This window comes from Streptococcus rubneri, from assembly GCF_004785935.1.
Classification (GTDB): Bacteria; Bacillota; Bacilli; order Lactobacillales; family Streptococcaceae; genus Streptococcus; species Streptococcus rubneri.
Window position 1 is genome coordinate 496,407 of sequence record NZ_SRRP01000001.1, and the last position, 22,282, is coordinate 518,688.

General features: G+C 39.8%; 19 protein-coding genes. 16 read left to right on the plus strand and 3 right to left on the minus strand.

Annotation, left to right across the window (positions count from 1 at the left end; translation table 11 throughout):
* The first annotated feature begins 52 nt into the window (after window positions 1–52).
* From E5S68_RS02625 to E5S68_RS02705, 16 genes are all read left to right on the plus strand, one after another.
* Window positions 53–730, plus strand: coding sequence for a SatD family protein (locus E5S68_RS02625; RefSeq protein ID WP_135782235.1), 678 nt, complete (start codon window positions 53–55; stop codon window positions 728–730).
* The gene (locus tag E5S68_RS02630; protein ID WP_135782236.1) at window positions 714–1,418 is read left to right on the plus strand and encodes a DUF3307 domain-containing protein; all 705 of its coding nucleotides are present in this window, start codon (window positions 714–716) and stop codon (window positions 1,416–1,418) included. Before E5S68_RS02625 ends, E5S68_RS02630 begins: the two co-directional genes overlap by 17 nt.
* Before the next feature lie 174 nt (window positions 1,419–1,592).
* Complete coding sequence (gene trmFO / locus E5S68_RS02635; RefSeq protein ID WP_167470822.1) at window positions 1,593–2,930, plus strand: methylenetetrahydrofolate--tRNA-(uracil(54)-C(5))-methyltransferase (FADH(2)-oxidizing) TrmFO; 1,338 nt, start codon at window positions 1,593–1,595, stop codon at window positions 2,928–2,930.
* 90 nt (window positions 2,931–3,020) lie between these two features.
* Complete coding sequence (locus E5S68_RS02640; RefSeq protein ID WP_135782237.1) at window positions 3,021–3,848, plus strand: alpha/beta hydrolase; 828 nt, start codon at window positions 3,021–3,023, stop codon at window positions 3,846–3,848.
* Window positions 3,849–3,886: 38 nt separating this feature from the next.
* Window positions 3,887–4,627 (plus strand): esterase family protein, encoded by a 741-nt coding sequence (locus E5S68_RS02645; protein WP_135782238.1) that lies wholly within the window; start codon window positions 3,887–3,889, stop codon window positions 4,625–4,627.
* A gap of 21 nt (window positions 4,628–4,648) precedes the next feature.
* Window positions 4,649–5,815 carry an ATP-grasp domain-containing protein gene (locus E5S68_RS02650; RefSeq protein ID WP_135782239.1) on the plus strand — a complete coding sequence of 389 codons (1,167 nt, stop codon included), beginning with the start codon at window positions 4,649–4,651 and terminating at the stop codon, window positions 5,813–5,815.
* 222 nt (window positions 5,816–6,037) lie between these two features.
* Window positions 6,038–7,006 (plus strand): thiamine pyrophosphate-dependent dehydrogenase E1 component subunit alpha, encoded by a 969-nt coding sequence (locus tag E5S68_RS02655; protein WP_006596377.1) that lies wholly within the window; start codon window positions 6,038–6,040, stop codon window positions 7,004–7,006.
* A 16-nt stretch (window positions 7,007–7,022) separates the two neighbouring features.
* Window positions 7,023–8,015: an alpha-ketoacid dehydrogenase subunit beta gene (locus tag E5S68_RS02660; protein ID WP_023026810.1), complete on the plus strand. Its 993-nt coding sequence runs from the start codon at window positions 7,023–7,025 to the stop codon at window positions 8,013–8,015.
* Between the two features lie 552 nt (window positions 8,016–8,567).
* On the plus strand, window positions 8,568–9,611 hold the full coding sequence (locus tag E5S68_RS02665; RefSeq protein WP_023918161.1) for a dihydrolipoamide acetyltransferase: 1,044 nt from the start codon (window positions 8,568–8,570) through the stop codon (window positions 9,609–9,611).
* Between the two features lie 41 nt (window positions 9,612–9,652).
* Window positions 9,653–11,359 carry a dihydrolipoyl dehydrogenase gene (lpdA, locus tag E5S68_RS02670; protein ID WP_135782240.1) on the plus strand — a complete coding sequence of 569 codons (1,707 nt, stop codon included), beginning with the start codon at window positions 9,653–9,655 and terminating at the stop codon, window positions 11,357–11,359.
* Between the two features lie 228 nt (window positions 11,360–11,587).
* Entirely contained in the window at window positions 11,588–12,577 is a 990-nt protein-coding gene (gene lplA / locus E5S68_RS02675) for a lipoate--protein ligase (RefSeq protein ID WP_006596373.1), read from the plus strand.
* A gap of 373 nt (window positions 12,578–12,950) precedes the next feature.
* On the plus strand, window positions 12,951–14,960 hold the full coding sequence (locus E5S68_RS02685; protein ID WP_135782241.1) for a DUF1430 domain-containing protein: 2,010 nt from the start codon (window positions 12,951–12,953) through the stop codon (window positions 14,958–14,960).
* Between the two features lies 1 nt (window position 14,961).
* Window positions 14,962–15,588 (plus strand): putative bacteriocin export ABC transporter, encoded by a 627-nt coding sequence (locus E5S68_RS02690; protein WP_135782242.1) that lies wholly within the window; start codon window positions 14,962–14,964, stop codon window positions 15,586–15,588.
* Between the two features lie 70 nt (window positions 15,589–15,658).
* Window positions 15,659–16,792, plus strand: coding sequence for a hypothetical protein (locus E5S68_RS02695; RefSeq protein ID WP_135782243.1), 1,134 nt, complete (start codon window positions 15,659–15,661; stop codon window positions 16,790–16,792).
* 14 nt (window positions 16,793–16,806) lie between these two features.
* Window positions 16,807–17,697 (plus strand): C39 family peptidase, encoded by an 891-nt coding sequence (locus tag E5S68_RS02700; RefSeq protein ID WP_135782244.1) that lies wholly within the window; start codon window positions 16,807–16,809, stop codon window positions 17,695–17,697.
* Between the two features lie 115 nt (window positions 17,698–17,812).
* Window positions 17,813–18,454 carry a hypothetical protein gene (locus E5S68_RS02705; protein ID WP_135782245.1) on the plus strand — a complete coding sequence of 214 codons (642 nt, stop codon included), beginning with the start codon at window positions 17,813–17,815 and terminating at the stop codon, window positions 18,452–18,454.
* Between the two features lie 88 nt (window positions 18,455–18,542).
* Here the strand turns inward: E5S68_RS02705 and xerS are convergent, their stop codons facing one another.
* From xerS to E5S68_RS02720, 3 genes are all read right to left on the minus strand, one after another.
* Window positions 18,543–19,613 carry a tyrosine recombinase XerS gene (xerS, locus tag E5S68_RS02710; RefSeq protein ID WP_003001539.1) on the minus strand — a complete coding sequence of 357 codons (1,071 nt, stop codon included), beginning with the start codon at window positions 19,611–19,613 and terminating at the stop codon, window positions 18,543–18,545.
* A gap of 787 nt (window positions 19,614–20,400) precedes the next feature.
* The gene (locus E5S68_RS02715; RefSeq protein ID WP_135782246.1) at window positions 20,401–21,384 is read right to left on the minus strand and encodes an acetylxylan esterase; all 984 of its coding nucleotides are present in this window, start codon (window positions 21,382–21,384) and stop codon (window positions 20,401–20,403) included.
* A gap of 105 nt (window positions 21,385–21,489) precedes the next feature.
* The gene (locus tag E5S68_RS02720; RefSeq protein WP_135782247.1) at window positions 21,490–22,257 is read right to left on the minus strand and encodes an alpha/beta hydrolase; all 768 of its coding nucleotides are present in this window, start codon (window positions 22,255–22,257) and stop codon (window positions 21,490–21,492) included.
* Window positions 22,258–22,282: the final 25 nt, after the last annotated feature.

The window sequence follows — 22,282 nt, forward strand, 5'->3', positions numbered from 1 at the left end:
AATAGACATTTTTTGTTTTTTCTGTTATAATAGACATATGGAGGTGAGGCTTATGTATCTTGCTCTGATTGCAGATGTTATTGATTCCAAAATAGTTCAAGAACGTTTTGACCTGCAAAAACAGTTAGAAAAAACGCTTCAGAAGATGAATGAGTTATTTGCAGATTACTTGGCATCGTGTTTTACCTTAACCTTGGGGGATGAGTTTCAGGCGCTTTTAAAAGTGGATGCTCCTATTTTTCATATCATTGATACCTTACGTTCGGAAATTAGTCCTACCCAGCTTCGTTTTGGTATTGGCCTTGGAGAGATTGTAACTGCTATTAATCCCTTGATAAGTATTGGAGCAGATGGTCCAGCTTATTGGAATGCACGCGCAGCCATCAATATGGTTCATCAGAAAAATGATTATGGTAATACCCAAATCTATTTTTCCAGTGGGAATGAGAAGCATGACTTTTTTGTAAATGCGCTCATCGCTTCTGGAGAAGCCATTCGTTCGGGTTGGCGTGGCAGTCAGGAAGAAATTCTACAAGATCTTCTTAAGAGATTTGTATATAGTGAAAATTTTAGCCAGCAAGACTTGGCACAATCACTCACTATCAACCCAAGTGCATTGTCTAAACGTTTGAAGAGTAGTAGTATTCGCGTATATTTACGTGGGAGAGAAGCTGGCCTTGCTAGCATCCAAGCTTTAGCAAAAGGAGATGGTCATGACAGGATTGTCTAATATCGTAACGAATTCGTATTTGATTCTCTTGTTGATTTGTCATTTGTTATCGGATTATTATTTTCAAAGCCAAAAGATGGCGGATCGCAAGGATAAGGATATAAAGGTATTAGGACGTCATATTCTCTATGTGGCGCTACCTCTTTTTGTTGTGGTGCTTGTTCATCTGGATTTGTGGTGGATTTGCTCGCTTATTTTGCTAAGCCATGCAGGAATAGATTATGGTAAGCCATGGCTTCAAAAGAAGTTAAAGCTGAAAACCTCTTGGACTTTTGCGTTGGATCAAGTCTTGCATGTTGGTATCATTAGTTTCCTAGTCCTTTTGGGAGCAAAAAATGGCACTAGCTATCTGCCTATGGACAGTTTAAAGCTAATCTTTTATGTTCTCCTAGTTGGGAAACCAACCAATATTGTTTTTAAAATTCTTTTTGCCAAGTACCAACCAAACATGAAAAAGAAGATGGATACGATTGCCGGAGCAGGTTCCATGATTGGCTTTTTAGAGCGTTTGGTTATTGGAGCCTGTCTCCTGTATGGCCAATTTGCTTCTATCGGCCTTGTCTTTACAGCTAAATCTATCGCTCGCTACAATAAGATTTCGGAGAATCCAGCCTTTGCGGAGTATTATTTGATTGGGTCCTTATTTAGTATCCTATCTGCCCTCTTTGCTGCTTGGTTATGTCTATAAGAAAACAAATAACAGACTAAAGTCTAGACAGGAGAGGAGGAGCCTTCCTGTCTTTTTACTTGTCTTTTTGGTATAATGGACCAAGTATGAATTTAGAAAGATTTGTGGGTGTCAAACAGTCCAGTTGGTTGTTTTAATATGGACTTAGGTTCCACCCAAAGAGGTATTAGTGTCATGTCTCAATCTTATATCAATGTTATCGGTGCAGGCCTTGCTGGCTCGGAGGCGGCTTACCAGATTGCCCAACAGGGAATCCCAGTGAAGCTCTATGAAATGCGTGGGGTCAAATCCACTCCACAACACAAAACAGACAATTTTGCTGAGTTAGTTTGTTCGAACTCTCTTCGAGGAGATTCTCTGACCAATGCTGTCGGTCTCCTCAAAGAAGAAATGCGTCGCTTGGGTTCTGTCATCCTTGAAGCAGCTGAAGCGACTCGAGTACCAGCTGGTGGAGCTCTAGCAGTGGACCGCGAAGGCTTTGCTAATCGGATAACTGAGAAGGTATCCCAACACCCTCTCATCGAAGTGATTCGTGATGAAATCACAGAATTGCCAACGGATGCCATTACCGTTGTTGCAACTGGTCCTCTAACTAGTGATGCTTTAGCTGAAAAGATTCATGAGCTTAACGGAGGCGATGGCTTCTATTTTTATGATGCAGCTGCACCAATCATCGATGTTAATACTGTCGATATGGACAAGGTTTATCTCAAGTCACGCTATGACAAAGGAGAAGCAGCTTATCTCAACTGCCCTATGACCAAACAAGAGTTTATGGTTTTCCATGAGGCTTTGGTCAATGCAGAAGAAGCTCCTCTTAACTCTTTTGAAAAAGAAAAGTATTTCGAAGGCTGTATGCCAATTGAAGTCATGGCTAAACGAGGGATTAAAACTATGCTATATGGTCCTATGAAGCCAGTTGGCCTCGAGTATCCGGATGATTACAAAGGACCTCGTGATGGGGAGTTCAAGACACCTTACGCGGTGGTTCAGCTTCGCCAAGACAATGCGGCTGGAAGTCTCTACAATATCGTCGGTTTCCAAACGCATCTCAAGTGGGGCGAGCAAAAACGGGTCTTCCAAATGATCCCTGGTTTGGAAAATGCTGAGTTTGTAAGATATGGAGTCATGCACCGCAATTCTTATATGGATTCACCAAACTTGCTTGAACAGACCTATCGCTCTAAGAAAAAAGCTAACCTCTTCTTTGCAGGGCAAATGACAGGGGTGGAAGGCTATGTCGAGTCAGCTGCTTCAGGTTTGGTGGCTGGGATCAATGCAGCTCGCCTCTTTAAAGGTGAAGAAGCAGCTGTATTCCCTGAAACAACAGCTATCGGAAGCTTGGCTCACTATATCACCCATGCTGATAGCAAGCATTTCCAACCCATGAATGTCAACTTTGGGATTATCAAGGAGCTGGAAGGTCCACGCATTCGTGATAAGAAGGAGCGCTATGAAAAGATTGCCCAACGTTCCTTAGAAGATTTAGCAAGCTTTATGGAAAAACTATAGAAAATAGCAAAAAGTTAGGACAAGTCCAGACTTTTTCTTATAAAAATGGTATAATGAATAAAAATTTAGAATATAGAGAGTTTTCTGACAATGAATAAATCCTATTTTTATTTAGAGATGAAGACACACGAGTTGAAAGTGCCTTATACCGGAAAACTCCGTCGTGTGCGAGTCTTATTACCTAAGAATTATGAAACAGATACTGATCGGCGCTACCCCGTAGTTTATTTTCATGATGGGCAAAATGTCTTCTATAGCAAGGAAGCCTATGTAGGTCACTCTTGGAAAGTCATTCCAGCCATTAAGCGGAATCCTGACATTAGTCGGATGATTGTCGTTGCCATTGATAATGATGGCTTACAGCGGATGAACGAATACTCTGCTTGGAAGTATAAGGAGTCCAATATTCCTGGGATGCAATTTGGTGGCAAGGGTATTGAGTACGGAGAGTTTGTTATGGAAGTGGTCAAACCTTTCATTGATCAAGAATATCGAACGCTTGCTGATCGAGAACATACAGCCATGATTGGCTCTTCGCTTGGTGGAAATATTACCCAATTTTTGGGCCTAGAATACCAAGATCAAATCGGTTGTCTGGGAGTCTTCTCCTCTGCCAACTGGTTGCACCAAGAGGCTTTTGACCGCTATATCGAGCGTAAAAAATTATACGCAGATCAACGCATTTACATCTATGTGGGGACTGAAGAGGCTGATGATACAGATAAAACGCTGATGGCGGGGAATATCAAGCAAGCCTATATTGACTCATCTCTTCGGTATTATCATGACATTATTCAACAAGGAGTAGCTTTAGAAAATATCGCCATTCGAATTCAATCTGGGGCTATCCACCATGAAGAAGCCTGGGCAGAGCATTTACCGGAATGTCTTCGTTTCTTAGCAGAGAAGTGGGACTAGAAGCTTTTAAATTTTTATCATAAAGAAAGAGGGAACCTATGAATATAGAACATCTTAGCCACTGGAGTGGCCAACTTAACCGCGAAATGTATCTAAACCGTTATGGACATGCAGGGATTCCTGTAGTGGTCTTCGCTTCATCAGGTGGAAGCCATAATGAGTACTACGACTTTGGTATGATTGATGCCTGTGCTCAGTTTATCGAAGAAGGTCGGGTTCAATTTTTCACCCTTTCAAGTGTCGATAGTGAAAGCTGGCTTTGTAATTGGAAAAACCCTCACGACCGTGCAGAAATGCATCGTGCCTATGAACGCTACGTGATTGAAGAAGCCATTCCTTTCATTAAGCACAAAACGGGTTGGTTTGACCCAATGATGACAACCGGTTGCTCTATGGGAGCCTACCATGCCCTTAATTTCTTCTTGCAACATCCAGATGTTTTCAACAAAGTTATAGCTTTGAGTGGTGTCTATGATGCTCGTTTCTTTGTTGGTGAGTTTGGTGGGGATGAAGCGATTTACCAAAACTCTCCATCTGATTACATTTGGCATCAAAATGATGGCTGGTTTATCGACCGTTACCGTCAGGCGGAAATTGTCGTTTGTACCGGTCTTGGAGCTTGGGAACAAGATGGTCTACCATCTTTCTACAAACTGAAAGAAGCCTTTGACCACAAAAACATCCCTGCTTGGTTTGCTGAATGGGGCCATGATGTAGCCCACGATTGGGAATGGTGGCGCAAACAAATGCCCTATTTCCTAGGACAAATGTATCTATAAGTCAAAAGGGAGGAGACCTCTATGAATTATCTTGTTATTTCACCTTATTATCCACAAAATTTCCAACAATTCACCATTGAGCTTGCTAATAAAGGTATCACTGTCTTGGGGATTGGTCAAGAACCTTATGAACAGTTAGACGAACCATTGCGCAATAGTTTGACAGAGTATTTCCGTGTTGAGAATTTGGAAAATCTGGACGAAGTCAAACGCGCAGTAGCTTTTCTTTTCTACAAACATGGGCCAATTGATCGCATTGAGTCCCATAATGAATACTGGTTAGAATTGGATGCAGCTCTACGCGAGCAATTCAATGTCTTTGGTGCCAAGCCAAAAGATCTGAAGAAAACTAAGTTTAAATCAGAAATGAAGAAACTCTTCAAAAAAGCAGGAGTTCCTGTCGTACCTGGTGCTGTGGTTAAAGCAGAAAAAGATATTGATAAGGCTGTGAAGAAAATTGGTCTACCTTTGATTGCTAAGCCAGATAATGGAGTGGGAGCAGCAGCGACCTTTAAACTTGAGACGCCAGAAGATGTCGATCATTTTAAAGCAGAATGGGATGGATATACAGAGTACTTCTTTGAGAAATTCGTAACCTCTAGTGAGATTTGTACCTTTGATGGATTGGTGGACCGCGACGGCAATATTGTCTTCTCGACGACTTTTGACTATGCTTATACACCACTTGACCTGATGCTCTACAAAATGGACAATTCTTATTATGTCCTCAAAGAGATGGATCCAAAATTGCGTCAGTATGGGGAAGCGATTGTGAAAGCCTTTGGCATGAAGGAACGTTTCTTCCACATTGAGTTCTTCCGTGATGGGGATGACTATATTGCAATCGAGTACAATAATCGTCCAGCAGGTGGCTTTACCATTGATGTCTACAATTATGCACACTCTATTGACTTGTACCGTGGCTATGCAGCTCTCGTAGCTGGAGAACCTTTCCCAGCTTCTGAATTTGAGCCTTTGTATTGCTTGGCAACTTCGCGTCGTGCTAATGCGGCCTATGCCCTTTCTGAGGAAGAAGTTTTGGCCAAATACCAGCATCAATTCCGAGTGAAGAAGGAGATGCCTGCAGCCTTTGCGGAACTCCAAGGTGATTACCTTTACATGTTAACAACACCAAGTCGTGAAGAATTAGAACAAATGATTCAGGACTTTGGTCAACGCGCTGAATAAAATTGTGCCGATAGGTCTTTCCTATCGGTTTTTTATTCCCAAATCATCAAGAATATTTCAATATAAAACTTTGTGAATCTTTTATATAACAGTTGTAAAAACCATTTATATCAAGAACTTATGAAGATTAGTTTGTGAAGAAAATTGAGCATTATTTTTGACAGTGTTTTCATTTTTGGCTAGAATGAAAATGAATGAATAATTGCTTAGAAAGGCGAAAGAATGGCAACATTAGACAAAAGTCTCTTATTGGATATGTTCCGTAAAATGGAAGAAATCCGTCGCATGGACTTAAAAATTGCACAGTTAGTAAAAAAAGGGAAAGTGCCAGGAATGACGCACTTTTCTGTAGGGGAAGAAGCAGCAAATGTTGGAGCGATGCTGGCTTTAAATGATGACGATTTGCTGACCTCTAACCACCGTGGTCACGGACAAGCCATTGCAAAAGGAATCGACCTGAATGGAATGATGGCTGAAATCCTTGGTAAGTATACCGGTACTTGTAAAGGAAAGGGTGGCTCTATGCACATCGCCGACCTTGATGCCGGGAACCTCGGTGCCAACGGTATCGTCGGTGGTGGTATGGGGATTGCCGTAGGTGCAGCTCTTACCCAACAAATGCATAAGACTGGAAAGATTGTTGTCTGCTTCTTTGGGGACGGCGCAACCAATGAAGGTGTCTTCCACGAAGCGGTCAATATGGCTTCCATCTGGAATCTTCCAGTTATTTTCTACTGTATCAATAATGGTTATGGAATCTCTGCTGACATCAAGAAAATGACAAATGTGGAGCACATTCATGAGCGTAGTGCTGCTTACGGCATTCCAGGAATGTTTATTCCTGATGGTAACAACGTCATTGATGTCTATGAAGGATTCCAAAAAGCTGTTGAACACGTCCGCTCCGGTAAAGGTCCTGTCTTGATCGAAAGTGTCACCTATCGTTGGCTTGGTCACTCTTCATCTGACCCTGGTAAATACCGGACTCGTGAAGAAGTCGAAGAGTGGAAGAAGAAAGATCCGATTGAAAATCTTCGCAAGTATCTCCTTGAAAATGAAATTGCGAGCGCAGAAGAATTGGATCAGATTCAAGAAGAAGTGAAAGAAGCCGTTGAAGCTTCAGTGAAATTTGCGGAAGAAAGCCCATTCCCTCCACTCGAATCAGCTTTCGAAGATATTTACGCAGACTAAGGGGGAGTAGAGAATTATGGAAACAAAATTAATGTCATTCCGCGATACCATTATCCTTGCTATGTCTGAGGAAATGCGTCGCGACGAAAATGTATTGTTGATGGGGGAAGATGTCGGAGTTTTCGGTGGAGACTTTGGAACTTCTGTAGGGATGCTAGAGGAATTTGGTCCAGAACGTGTTCGTGATTGTCCGATTTCTGAGGCTGCGATCTCAGGTGCAGCAGCTGGTGCAGCCATGACTGGACTTCGTCCAATCGTTGATATGACCTTCATGGATTTCTCAGTGATTGCCATGGATGCTATCGTTAACCAAGCTGCGAAGACGCGCTACATGTTTGGCGGAAAAGGGCAAGTACCGATGACCGTTCGCTGTGCTGCTGGTAACGGAGTTGGTTCTGCAGCTCAACACTCCCAATCCTTGGAATCATGGTTCACCCATATTCCTGGTTTGAAAGTTGTTGCTCCAGGAACTCCAGCGGATATGAAGGGACTTCTCAAGTCATCTATCCGTGATAACAACCCCGTTATCATTCTTGAGTACAAATCAGAATTCAACCAAAAAGGGGAAGTGCCTGTTGATCCCGACTATACCATTCCACTTGGTGTCGGAGAAATCAAACGTGAGGGTACTGATGTCACTGTCGTAACTTACGGGAAAATGCTTCGTCGTGTTATGCAAGCAGCTGAAGAATTAGCTGAAGAAGGCATTTCAGTAGAAGTAGTAGACCCACGTACCTTGGTTCCACTTGATAAAGAGATTATTATTAATTCTGTTAAGAAAACAGGAAAAGTCGTCCTTGTCAATGACGCCCATAAAACAAGTGGTTATATCGGTGAAATCTCAGCTATCATTTCTGAATCAGAAGCATTTGATTACTTGGATGCACCCATCCGTCGTTGTGCGGGTGAAGATGTGCCAATGCCTTACGCACAAAACCTTGAAAATGCAATGATTCCAACAGTTGAAAGCATCAAAGATGCCATTCGTAAAACGTATAATAAAGAATAAGACATAATTTAAATTATGTAGCATTTATTGAATCAGACGAAGAAACTTTGTATCTTTAAGATGCAAAGTTCTCTGCGTCCTTGATATCTTAGATTAGAGCACGGGCTAAAAGCTTGGAAAAAAGATAAATCTCCTTGACTTCATCGAAGTCTGAGTTGATTTCCTATTTTTCGGTCGCTTTTAAACGCCCTTTGCATCATAAAATTGAACTCGGGGCTAAAGTCTGTGTGAAAAAGATAAACTTTCCTAGAAACTAAAGTTTCTTCGTCAAGTTTCCTATTTTCACTTTGACTTTTGACGCCCTTAGTATCTTGTAAATGAATCCGGACGGAGGCCTGTGAAAAAAAGATAGATTTCCTTGTGTTCATCGAACACATCGTCAATCTCCTATTTTTTCTTTGTCCTCTTCGTCCTTGATATCTTAGATTAGAGCACGGGCTAAAAGCTCGGAAAAAAGATAAATCTCCTTGACTTCATCGAAGTCTGCGTTGATTTCCTATTTTTCGGTCGCTTTTAAACGCCCTTTGCATCATAAATAGAATAGGAGAGGTCATGGCTGATGATAAGCTAAGAGCGACTCCTGCGGCTAGAAAATTAGCGGATGATCTTGGGATCAACCTCTATGATGTTTCTGGTTCAGGCGCAAACGGTCGTGTCCACAAAGAAGACGTGGAAACATATAAAGACACAAATGTGGTTCGCATTTCACCACTTGCAAAACGAATTGCTTTAGAACACAATATTGCTTGGCAAGAAATCCAAGGAACTGGTCATCGTGGTAAGATCATGAAGAAGGATGTCCTTGCTTTCCTTCCTGAGAATATTGAGAAGGATACCATTAAGTCACCTGCCCAAATTGAGAAGGTAGAAGAGGCTCCTGATAATGTAACACCTTATGGTGAGATCGAGCGAATTCCGATGACACCAATGCGTAAGGTGATTGCTCAACGGATGGTGGAATCTTATTTGACAGCACCAACCTTTACATTGAACTATGACGTCGATATGTCTCAAATGTTGGCCCTTCGTAAGAAGGTATTGGATCCAATCATGGAAGCAACTGGCAAGAAAGTCACTGTAACAGATTTGCTTTCTCTTGCGGTTGTTAAGACCTTGATGAAACATCCATACATCAATGCGTCATTGACGGAAGATGGCAAAACCATCATCACTCACAACTATGTCAACTTGGCTATGGCGGTTGGGATGGACAATGGACTGATGACACCGGTTGTCTATAACGCAGAAAAGATGACTTTATCAGAGTTGGTGGTAGCCTTCAAGGACGTTATCGGACGTACCTTGGACGGTAAATTAGCCCCAAGCGAATTGCAAAATTCAACCTTTACTATCAGTAACTTGGGAATGTTTGGTGTTCAATCTTTTGGACCGATTATCAACCAACCAAACTCTGCCATTCTTGGGGTTAGCGCAACTGTTGAAAAACCAGTTGTAGTTAATGGTGAAATCGTCATTCGTCCAATCATGAGCTTGGGCTTGACCATTGACCACCGCGTTGTCGATGGTATGGCTGGTGCCAAATTCATGAAAGACTTGAAAGCCTTGATTGAAGACCCGATTTCAATGTTGGTCTAATCAACGAGAGAGAATAGAAACAAGAAAAAGAGGGAAATAAAATGGCCTTAGAAGTAATTATGCCAAAAGCCGGCGTAGATATGACCGAAGGACAAATCGTTCAGTGGAATAAAAAAGTCGGCGAATTTGTAAAAGAAGGAGAAATTCTCCTTGAAATCATGACAGATAAAGTCAGCATGGAATTGGAAGCTGAAGAAGATGGCTACTTGATTGCTATCTTAAAAGGGGACGGCGAGACTGTTCCTGTAACAGAAGTGATTGGTTACCTTGGTGAAGAAGGGGAGAACATTCCAACAGCTGGAGCAGCTACTCCAGAAGCAAGTCCAGCGCCAGCTGCAGCAAGTGCTTCAAATGATGACAATAAGAGCGATGATGCTTATGATATCGTTGTTATTGGTGGTGGACCTGCTGGTTATGTTGCTGCCATTAAAGCAGCTCAATTAGGTGGTAAGGTTGCTCTTGTTGAGAAATCTGAACTTGGTGGAACTTGCTTGAACCGCGGATGTATCCCAACTAAGACTTACCTACACAACGCTGAAATCATTGAAAATATCGGTCATGCGGCAAACCGTGGGATCATCATTGATAATCCTAGCTTCACAGTAGATATGGACAAGGTTCTTGAAACCAAGAACAAGGTTGTAAATACTTTGGTTGGTGGTGTTGCAGGACTTCTTCGTAGCTACGGAGTTGATGTTCATAAGGGTATCGGTACCATTACGAAAGATAAGAATGTTTTGGTTAATGGTTCTGAGTTACTTGAAACTAAGAAGATTATCCTTGCTGGTGGTTCAAAAGTCAGCAAGATTAACGTTCCTGGCATGGAATCATCCCTTGTAATGACCAGTGATGACATCTTGGATATGAATGAAGTCCCAGAAAGCCTTGTGATCATTGGTGGTGGGGTTGTCGGTATCGAACTTGGTCAAGCCTTCATGACCTTTGGTTCTAAGGTTACGGTCATCGAAATGATGGATCGCATTGTCCCAGCAATGGATGCGGAAGTATCTAAGAACCTTCGCTTGATCCTTGAACGCAAAGGTATGACTATCTTGACAGATACTAAACTGCAAGAAATCATTGAAGAAGATGGCAAACTCCGTATCAAGGTTGAAGGAAAAGACGATATCATTGCAAATAAAGCTCTTCTTTCAATCGGTCGTGTTCCAGATCTTGAAGGAATCGGTGAAGTGGAGTTTGAATTGGATCGTGGTCGTATCAAGGTCAATGAATACATGGAAACATCTGTTCCAGGTATCTACGCACCAGGTGATATCAACGGTACGAAGATGTTGGCTCACGCTGCCTTCCGTATGGGTGAAGTTGCTGCTGAAAATGCCCTTAAAGGAAATCACGCTGTTGCCAAATTGAACTTAACTCCTGCAGCTATCTACACACTTCCAGAAGTTGCGGCTGTTGGTTTGACAGAAGAACAAGCTCGTGAGAAATATGATGTCCAAATCGGTAAATTCAATTTTGCCGCAAACGGACGTGCCATTGCATCAGATGCGGCTCAAGGTTTTGTTAAGGTCATTGCAGACAAGAAATATGGTGAAGTTCTTGGGGTTCACATCATTGGTCCAGCAGCAGCTGAATTGATCAACGAAGCTTCAACTATCATTGAGATGGAAATCACTGTAGAAGAAATGCTCAAGACCATCCATGGGCACCCAACCTTCTCAGAAGTGATGTACGAAGCCTTTGCGGATGTACTTGGAATGGCCATCCATTCACCTAAGAAAAAATAATATTATCCTTTCAATTGATTTTCTTAAAGTAGTACGGACGGCAGCGACCTCTATTAGAGTTCCATGCCTAAAAATTGAGCCTCTTGTCTCAATTTTTCCGAGAAATGTAACGATAACTCGTTACATTTCTTTTTACTACTTCAGAAAATTAAGTGAAATTCAACTATTTCTGTCTAATGCTCATCCTGCTATGAGTAGGATTTATAAAACGAATTTTTTGGAATTACTATGAAATACATTATCAATCATTCAAACGACACTGCTTTTAATATTGCTTTAGAGGAATATGCTTTTAAACACCTTTTGGACGAGGATCAAATCTTCCTTCTTTGGATTAACAAACCATCTATTATTGTAGGACGTCACCAAAATACCATCGAGGAAATTAACCGTGACTATGTTCGTGAAAATGGAATTGAAGTAGTCCGTCGAATCAGTGGTGGTGGAGCTGTTTACCATGATTTGAACAACCTTAACTATACCATCATTTCAAAAGAAGATGAAAACAAGGCCTTTGACTTCAAGAGCTTCTCTACTCCGGTTATCAATACTTTGGCTGAACTTGGTGTTAAAGCTGAATTTACAGGCCGTAACGACTTAGAAATCGACGGTAAGAAATTCTGTGGCAATGCCCAAGCCTATATCAATGGCCGGATCATGCACCATGGTTGTCTTCTCTTTGACGTGGATTTGTCAGTCCTAGCTAACGCACTTAAAGTTTCTAAAGATAAGTTTGAATCAAAAGGGGTTAAATCAGTCCGTGCTCGAGTAACTAATATTATCGATGAGTTGCCAGAAAAAATCACGGTTGAAGAGTTCCGGGACCTACTTTTGGACTACATGAAGAAAGAATACCCTGAGATGACAGAATATGTCTTCTCGGATGAAGAATTGGCTGAAATCAATCGTATCAAGGAAACCAAGTTTGGTACCTGGGATTGGAACTATGGAAAGTCTCCTGAATACAATGTCCGTCGTGGCACTAAATTCCCTAGCGGTAAGGTTGAAATCTTCGCTAACGTCATTGAATCAAAAATTCAAGATATCAAGATTTACGGTGACTTCTTTGGTATCGAAGACGTAGCGGCAGTAGAAGATGTCCTTCGTGGTGTCAAATACGAACGCGAAGACGTTCTTAAAGCCCTACAAACCATTAACCTAGGTCGTTACTTCGCAGGAATCACTGCAGAAGAAATTGCTGAAGCAGTGGTGGAATAAAGTCATAAGAGAGTGGGACAGAAATCGGAAATTCGTTAGAATTCGATTTCGTCGTCCCACCTCCGCACAGTTGAGTAGGGCTGTAAAAGCTGACGAAATCAGCGTAGTAGAGCCCAGTCAACCACTGCGTCTTGCTCGACAATCCAAAGACAATTGAGAGGCTAGGACTTTTGTCCCAGCCTCTTTTTTTGAAACTAGTTTCACATAAAAATTATTGTTTTACTAAGGATTTTGTAGTATAGTAAAGGTGGAAAAGTGTATTCGCTTACAAAGAATGTAACTGTAATTTGTAAAACTCAGTAATTATTAAACAACGAAATTAATTGACTAGCTAGGTATTACTTTCCTTTTCTGCTTTAGAAAGTGTGATGATATGAAACGTGTCTTTATTATTTTATCAAACCTTTTCATCTCTAGCTTTTTGATTTGGATTGCCTTTATTTCTCCAAATACGGTTATCCACCGCAGTCTTCCGGTAGTAGGTGTGGTGAAACAAGAAAAGAGCGTCACATATGAAGAGTTATCTTCCAGTTTAGACCGCTTGGCAAGGGAAAATCATAGTATAATTGCCCGTCAGATACAAAGAACAGACTCTAAGGGGCAGGTTGTTTTCACCTATGAAATCTACGGAGAGGGAAAACTTCCTCTTGGGATTAAAAGAGAGAAGAAAGAACTGGCTGCCAAAGAAAGCCTGCTAAAGAATTATTATATATTAACAGGTGATTTGGAAACTGAAAAGCTGGATCAAACTCTTCATACTCTTGGTTTCTCACAAACTTTTATTGAGAAACCGAATCCTCTGCAGACCCTTATTGCCTTTTTTGGCTCAGGTTCACAATCACTTGCCTTGGTTATTTTTATCATTAGTTTTAGCTCTTTGACGATTATACAAAAAACACTTGAAATGAGAAGTGCTGGGATTCGATATATTTCAGGAATGAGACGCTTGCAAGTTTTCGGACATTCTCTAAAAGATGATAGTATAGAGTTGCTTTTGGGATGTATTGGCGCAAGTATAATGGGTGCTGTTCTGATTTATTGTTTTCAATTGACACCTTTTTCCTATTCCATCGTCATTTTCAGTAGTATTATTTACAATGGGATTTTACTAATTTTGTCTGTTTTCTTATCTTTCCTCTTTGCATATAGTATTCAAACGATTCATTTAGTCCCCCTTTTAAAAGGGAAGGTTCCATTGAAGCGCATATTGGTTTTCCTCTTTATTTGTCAATTTCTCGCTGTGGCATTAATTGGCCTTGCGATTCATCGAATCAGTATTTATGGATCAGTCTGGCAAACTCACCAAGAGGGAAGTGAGGCTTGGTTAAAACAGTCGAATTGGGTCCAAATTAGTACAAGTCGGGAGGATTTTTCACAGAAAACAAACAAAGAGACGCAAATTGAGGACAGAGCAAAATGGTCTAAGCTCATCGAGTCTGGTATTGAAAATGGTGGTCTTTTAGCTTATCATAATCTCGTATCTTTTAGTTCAAAAGGAGTTATGACGGATCCTAGTACAGGTAAAGAGTTTTCAATCACAGATTACGATCCTCTTGCCAATAGCCTGTATGTCACTCCAAATTATCTTGATATCCAAAGGATCTCAGTTTCCCCTGAGGAAAAAGAGCGCTTGAATCACTTGCAAGCTGGAGAATTTGGACTCTTACTTCCGGAAAAATTAAAAGGTCGAGAAGAGGAGATGATCAAACGATATGAAGATTATCTATCTCCTCGAGATGATCAAGGAAATATCACCTTATCAATGAAGGCGCAGGTAACGTATATTCCGAATCATCAAAAACGCTTTATCTACAACAACACACCAATTAGCTATAAGCAATTCTTTACCGATCCGGTTTTAGTGGTTATTCAACCTGAAAGTTTTGGAGGCTATGAGAATCCATATTTCACCCACCTTGATTCCTACCTTTATTTTAATGGGCTTCAGAATAGTAAGAAGCTAATCGCTGAGTATAATCTTGAAAAAAGTGTTAGTCAGTACGACTATGCAGTGGACGTTTACCAGCAAATGGCCCAAAAAATACAAATAGAAAATCTCATGGCGATTGCAGGAGGAGTCTTTGGTATAGCAACCTCTGTTCTTCTTTTTAACACTATGAATTTCCTATATTTTGAAGAGTTTAGAAAACAAATCTTCTTGAAGAAGATTGCAGGTCTGGGATTTGTAAACATTCACCAAATGATTTTGCTCTCAGAAAGTAGCCTCTTGCTATTAGGAAGCCTCTTGGTATTCCTTCTCACTCAAGAATGGTGGATTGCTCTTGTCACTCTCTTTCTATTTATTACTAATGCTTGGTTCATTCTCCTGTACCGGTCTCATAAAGAAGACCACTTGTTAGCCACTGTACTGAAAGGAGCCTAATATGATTAGCATAGAACATTTAACCAAATCATTTGGCCAACGAACGGTCTTTCAAGATTTGAGCTTGCAATTTACAGAAGGTAAGGTCTATGCTCTGATCGGAAATAGTGGGTGTGGTAAAACAACCTTGCTTAATATCTTGGCGAAGATAGAGCCTTATGAAAAAGGGAGTATAAGCTATAAAGGGCAAGAACTGAAACAGATCAAACAGCATCACTTTTTTAAGCATGAATTAGGCTATCTCTTTCAAAACTTTGGCCTACTTGAAAACGAGACTATCGCTACAAATTTAGATCTGGGTTTGATTGGGCAAAAATTAACGAAAAAAGAGAAGAAACAGCAAGAAGAAGAAGTGCTCAAGAAAGTAGGATTGGCTTACCTTGCTCTGGATCAAAAGATTTATGAATTATCTGGGGGAGAGGCGCAACGTGTCGCATTAGCTAAAGTTATTTTAAAAGATCCACCTTTAATTTTGGCAGATGAACTAACTGCAGCACTGGATCCAGAAACCTCACAAGAGGTGATGGACTTGCTCTTAATGTTAAAGAGTCAAGAGCGTATAATCATTATTGCAACCCATAATCCAGTAATTTGGGAAAAAGCTGACGAAGTGGTAAAGCTCAACTAGTCCATGGCTGAAGAATAGTTTGATTTTCTACATTATCTTTTATAGCTAGCTATTCATGAGGTATAGGCTGATGAAGAAAAAAGATCATGTCAAACAAAAATTTTTAAGTTTTATCATCATTGGGATTATCATACTCTTATCAGCCTGCACTCTTGTAGGACCACAAAAAAAATCTCCTTCCGGTAGTACCAATGTGTCTAGGAAAATAGGATTCGAGGAAAGAAAGGCAGAAGATTTATTAAAAAATTCTATTTCTATTCCTTATCCAGATGGGAAAATCTTTACACCTACCGCGCTGTCAAATGATGGGATTGCTTATGGCGAGGCTGTTGACCAAGGACACGAAGATCAGAATTATCTTGCCAGTATGAATATACATACCAAGGAGTTTCAAAAGATAAAAGATGTTGAAAAGACATCTAATCTGACTCATGTAGCTGTTAGCTATGTAGACCATGATATTGTTATTTTTGAAGAGTATGATCAACTCAATCAGACAGGGATTTACTATCTTTGGAAGATAAAAGACGCATCTTTAACGACACTGATCGATAGGAGACCTATTGGAACGGTTCCAGTTACTCAAGTAGCTCGATCCAACCAGAAACTCTTTATAAATTATGAAGTAGGCGATAGCCTATATCAAATTGAAGAATTTGACCTTGAAACAGGGTCTCATCAGACGATTGAATCAGAAAATAGCAGTTTTCCGAATGTCTTTAAAGATTACTTGTATTATGTACAAATTGATAACACAGCTTTAACCACAAAAATTGTAGCCTACTCCTTAAGTGATGGGCAGAAAAAGGTTATAGATCAAACAAAGGATGATCAATGCTATTATGTCGATTTATTGACGAATGGGCACAATCTCCTTTACTTGGTTGCAAATAATAAAGATGCTTCATTTACCTTTGAAAATAAAAACCATAAGAAGATATTTTCTACTTCGCAGGCAGAAACCTCCATATATCGCAATATTTATCTCACCTATATGGGAGAAAGAAGAAGTGAGGAGCGAGTTAAATCACAGTATTATTTGTGGGATTTAAAGCATCAGATTCATTATTTATATGATCATGGCCCCATTTTGCTATCAGATAAAGGAATTTTATGGATTCAATTCAAAAAGAAGGATAGTGAGATTCCAAAAGGTGAAATCTATCGAAATGAAAACTCCGTGATGCGCTATCAAGAATGGTAGAAAGGAGAAAAATCATGAAAAAAGTTCATTTATTCCTTGTACTTCTGACTTTGCTTGGTTTATCTGGCTGTAAAGAGACACCAAAAGAAAGTAAAACAAGTCCTTCCAGCTCTCGTAAGGTCACACCCTCTTTATCAACAACAGTTAGTGTAGAAACAAAGGAGCGTACGGAACCCAATCCACCAATGCCAGCAGAGGTAGCAGAGCGATTGAAAATTAAGGAAGGCAATACGGAAGCCGGTAGTCAGGAAACTTTACCATCCTTAAACCAGAAACAAGCTTCATTGCAAGAGGCTACGCAACCTTCTCAATCAATCAAACAAGAAACATCGACCAAAGAGAATCAAGGAATCCGAAAACTATTGCCTATTTCTTTAAAACTTCAAGAAGAATGGTATTTCTGTGCTCCTGCGACAGTCCATATGATGCTGGCTAGTCGAGGGGTTAGCGTCTCTCAACATCAATTGGCTAAGGAAATGGGGACTTATAATCCCTATGGGACTCATAATCGAGATGCGATTCGCGTCTTGAATCAGAATCTATTTGGCTATCCAGAACCAAGTGGAAACCAAGCAGGTTATCGACTAGCTACTGTAACAGACGCTCGTCCAGATTCTGAAGATATCCGAATCTTTAAAGAACGCGTGCGCAAAGATATTGATGATGGCTATCCTCTCTATTACACCTTCAATGTGGCACAAATCTATCCTGGAAAAAGTGGGGAACATAATGTGATTGGAGTAGGCTATGAATTGACAGCAGATGGAAAGGACATCTCAGCAATCTATTATCTAGACCCCGATACACATGTACAGGATCCAACCTATGGAGGCTTGAAGAAACTGACACCAGAGGAGTTATTAGCAGCCATGGTTACATGCGGTGAGAAAAATTATGCCTGGTGAGAAAATATAGTCGTAAAACGAAAGTTAGTTCATGACACGGCCTCTTTTCTTGATATTCAAAAATAATGAGAGTAGAATATAGAGGAAATCTGAACAAAAAAGGGGATCATATTCGATGATGAAAATTCCAGTTGAAAATCTTGGTCTATTTGAACAATTAGATCGTATAGTAGTGGCTTTTTTTAGCAAGCAACAACCTTCAAGTCCATATGATTTGAATATCAGTATTACACAAGAACACCTTGACCAGAAAAAGCAAGAGCTAGAGCCATTAGGTTATCAAGCTGTCCAACTACCATTAGGAATGGCTTTAGATAATATCATCCAGCAACCTCATTATAAAAATTTAATCCTTGGCGGACTTGCTCCCGACGAAATTATAGTCAGCAAAGAAGAATTAATGCCTTTGAAAGATATTGTAGATAGTTTTTGTATTATGTACGCTGCAGCGAATAACAGACTGGAAAATAGTAAGGCTTATGAATTAATGAAAGATAAGACGGTTTATTTTATTGGTAAACTATTTACAGATTTTCCAAAAGCAGGTGATGAAATTGCGTATTTAGGAATTGATCGAATAGCGAGCGATGGTACACCATATGACGCAGTTAAATGCTTTCTAACGGAAGAGAGTGCAGAGAAGTTCAATGGTGAGAAAAGACCCGTCACCCCTGCAAACTTGGCCTATCTAAAATCATTCTGGGGAAAACCAGTCATTATTGAGCCACACCGTAATTATTGGATCGAATTTTTATAGAAAGTATAAAAGAGCGTAAGATTCCATAAAAAAATCTTACGCTCTTTTTCTAATAGAATAGCTGTTACATAATTTCCGTTATGTAATCTTATAAACTATCCAAGGCATTTTTCTGTTCATCATTAACAATATGCGTATACAAGTCTGTAACTTGGGTGCTAGCATGTCCCAGCTGGTGGCTGACCAAAACCTGTGATTTGGTTGCATCATAGAGACGCGTTGCTAATGTATGGCGTAGTTTATGGGGCGTCACTCGGACTTTGAAGTCTTCAGAATACTTGGCCACCATCTTTTCAACACTAGAAGCATCAATCCGGTTTGGAACACCTCGATACAAGGTTAAGAATAGGGCTGTATCAGTTTTTTCTGTCTTGTAACGTTTGTCTCGAATTGCAAGATATTGCTCCAGATAAGGCTTAGCAAAGGCAGCAACATTAACAGAGTCTCGTTTTCCACCTTTTCGAGTGACGTCAATGACCATCATCTTAAGATTAAGGTCACGAAGGTCCAAGTTGACTGCCTCAGATAAACGGACACCAGAGGCAAGAAGGAGTGCGATAATGGCTAAATCTCGCTCTTTATTCTTATTAAAGGAGGATAAGGCGCGATTTGAGAGTGTTTGAGGGTACTCCTGGTCGATATAGTTAAGAAAACCTTCTGTTTCATCCCCTAAAAAGAGTTTTTGCTTGATATTTTCAGCTCGAGCAGCCAAGGTTTCTTTCTTTTTCTTGGTAGCAACCTTCTTCATGACATTGCGGTAGAAATACGGTTCCCCTTGCTCGTTTTCAACTTCCTCAGTCAAATACTTATAGAGACTAGACAGTGCAGAAAGGGTGCGGTTAATCGTTGTTTGGGAAACCCCGTTTTTTGTCGTATTGGCATTGAGCAGAGGACGTTCACGTAAGTAAAGAATAAAGGATTCCATGTCTTTCTTGGTCATGTGCTCCAGAACATCTAAAGGGATCTCGGCCATGGTATCAGCATCCGATATACCAGATTCCAAAACCCAGGTGAAAAATCGATCGTATTCCTTTAAGTATTCGTACAAGGTCGTAAAACTGTATGGAACGGCCAGTTTTGATTGGTAATATTCCAATACGTACCAAGGCATGACTTGTTTGAGTTTATCAATCCGTTCTAATAAGATCTCGCGTTTCATGTTTTTCTCCAAATCTTTCTATACTAGTAGTATAGCATAGCCAGATATATTTTTCAAGAAAATTATAGTTTTTCGGAAAGATGTTATAGGGTTTATATAGGACTGTTTTAGTTTTAGGATAAACCATTTTCAGCTCCAAAATACACTTTAATCAAAAACCGACGTAAAAAATCCCTAAAGGACTGTTGTCTTCTAGGGATTTAGTGTATCCTTGAGCTGTTTATTCGACAATTTGATTATATTACATGTGTCAAAAATATCTCTTTATTTATTTTTTAGAACATGTAGTATGTATAAATTGCAATAATAGAAAGGATTAAGAAGATTAACAAGATAATAATAATTATTTTTTTCATGATTTATTAATAATACTGACCCTTAAGATACAGTATACTCCTTTCTAGGAAGAATTCTTATTATCCCTATCTTTATTATAGGTCTACAGCAATTTATATTCAATTATTTATATGTGAAAGTAGTTTCAGAATTTGAACTTTAAATTTTTTATTATACATTGATTATCATTGAAAATAATGTACAAATTAATTTCTCAGATTAGAGGATATTAAGTACTAGAAAACATACAAAATACCACTCCAGAATAATGTACAAAACAAAAATAAAGTACACTTCTTAAAGAATGTACTTTATGCTTCTAATTCAGTTGTATCAATTGTTTAGCTCATGTTAAGTCAATTGTACATAAACTTATGGTTTTACTGTATACCTTTTTTAACAAAACAATCAGCAAATCTCACGGATCTACTGATTGTTTTTCTTCTGTATCTTATTTTTCTACATATCGAAAGGAAATCTTGCTACCACAGAGCCAATTGTATACACGATCATTGACTTGGACATTCATAGCTTCATGGGCATATTCTGGCATGATTAAATGCTCTTTTGGACCTTCTAATCGATTATAAATGGCAAACTGTGTCACAGGATAACAGACATCATCATCTAATCCTGTAATCATGTGAACCTGTCCTTTAATGCGATGGGCAAAATTTTTCACATCAATATAGGCTAAGGTCTCCATGATTTGGTCTTCCGTTTCATGGAACGGATCATGGAATTTGAAATAACGGAAAAGCTCGTCATAGGCTTCACTGGTGTTTCCAATCTCTAATACACGTCTGAAATCCGATAAGAATGGATAAATGGCTACTATTTGTTGGATTCGGGGATTCAATCCGGCAGCTACCAGGGCCAGGGCACCACCTTGAGAGGCTCCATAGCTGGCTAGTTTGCTGTCGTCAACTTGAGGAAAGCTAGCTACAATTTCAATTAACTGGTAAAGATCTAAGTAGACATCCTTATAAAATAGCTCATCTGGACCTTCCACAGCTCCGCGGATAATCTGTCCTTTTACAGTATTTCCAAGTGGTGATCGATCTCCGTCTGTTGAATAGCCTGATTGACCTCTTACGTCCATAGACACAACTCCATAGCCAGCTACTGTATAAGCCAGCATGTCTGTCCAATCCCAACAACGGCCCATATAACCATGAAAATGGAAAATAACTGGAATCTTTTGATCTGTTTTTGGGAAAACAACCCGTGCATAAACAAGACCATCTCGTGTTCCTTTAAAGCTTAATTCATAACAAACAACATTTGGAATGCTGAAATTTTGCTCTTCGAGCTTGTATTTAGGCAGTTCAGTAATCTTTTCTAGGGTTTGATCCCAAAAGGTATCAAAGTCTGCGGGCACTTCATCCCGTCCCCTGTAATCTTTCATTAATTCTAGTAATTTAGGATCTTTCATAAAACCCTCCTTAGGTATATGTAATCGCTACCAAAAATGTACCATATTTACTTAAGGATTGCAAGAGACAAATGAAAATTACATAACCGAAATTATGTAATTTACTTATAGATTCAAAAATAGACTTAATTGTTTCACTAGATCTGGATTAGTGGGTAAAGCTGAATGATGAGCCTTGCGTCCTTTTAAATTTACTTCTGTATAGGCTTGTTTCTCAAAAATTGATTGTGCTGCTTTTGCACTAGAAAGAGGGACGATGCCATCTGATGTTCCAGAAAAGCTACCAACAAAGTTAAGGACCTCTACTTCTTTTCCTAGGCGATGCTTCCATGTTTGAAAATCATCATACATCTCTTGGTTGAATTGGTAAGGACTACCAATAATAGCGAGCTTCCTTACGGTCAGCTTTTTCTTTTCTAAAAAGCCACTTTCCAATAAACCAGTCAAAACTAGACCACCATTGGAGTGCCCGACTGCCTTGAACTCTGTAAAATAATAGTGATCAAGAAGATAGGTAAGAGCGATCTTAAGGGATTCGATTTGCTGCTTGATATTGCTGTAACCATCTCGATTATTCTCAAAGCCAATCACAATCATCGGATTCGGCTCTTTTGTATTCAGTCTTCCCTCCATCTCTATAGAATCATCTTTATTGACTTTTATTTTTAAGAGACTCTGTTTTTTTCTGGAAAAGCGATGGAGCATGCGGATGGTTCCATTGAAACGCTGGATACTGGCTGAACTACCAGGTACAAAGATGATCGGTCTGATCGGTGGTTTCTTCGACCCTTTTGGGAATTCAAAGGGCTTGCTGTGGGAAGAAAAGAGTCTTACAAAGAAACGAATGAGTTGTTGAAATAGTTTTTTTAACATGTTTCCTCTAGTAGTAGTTTCTAAA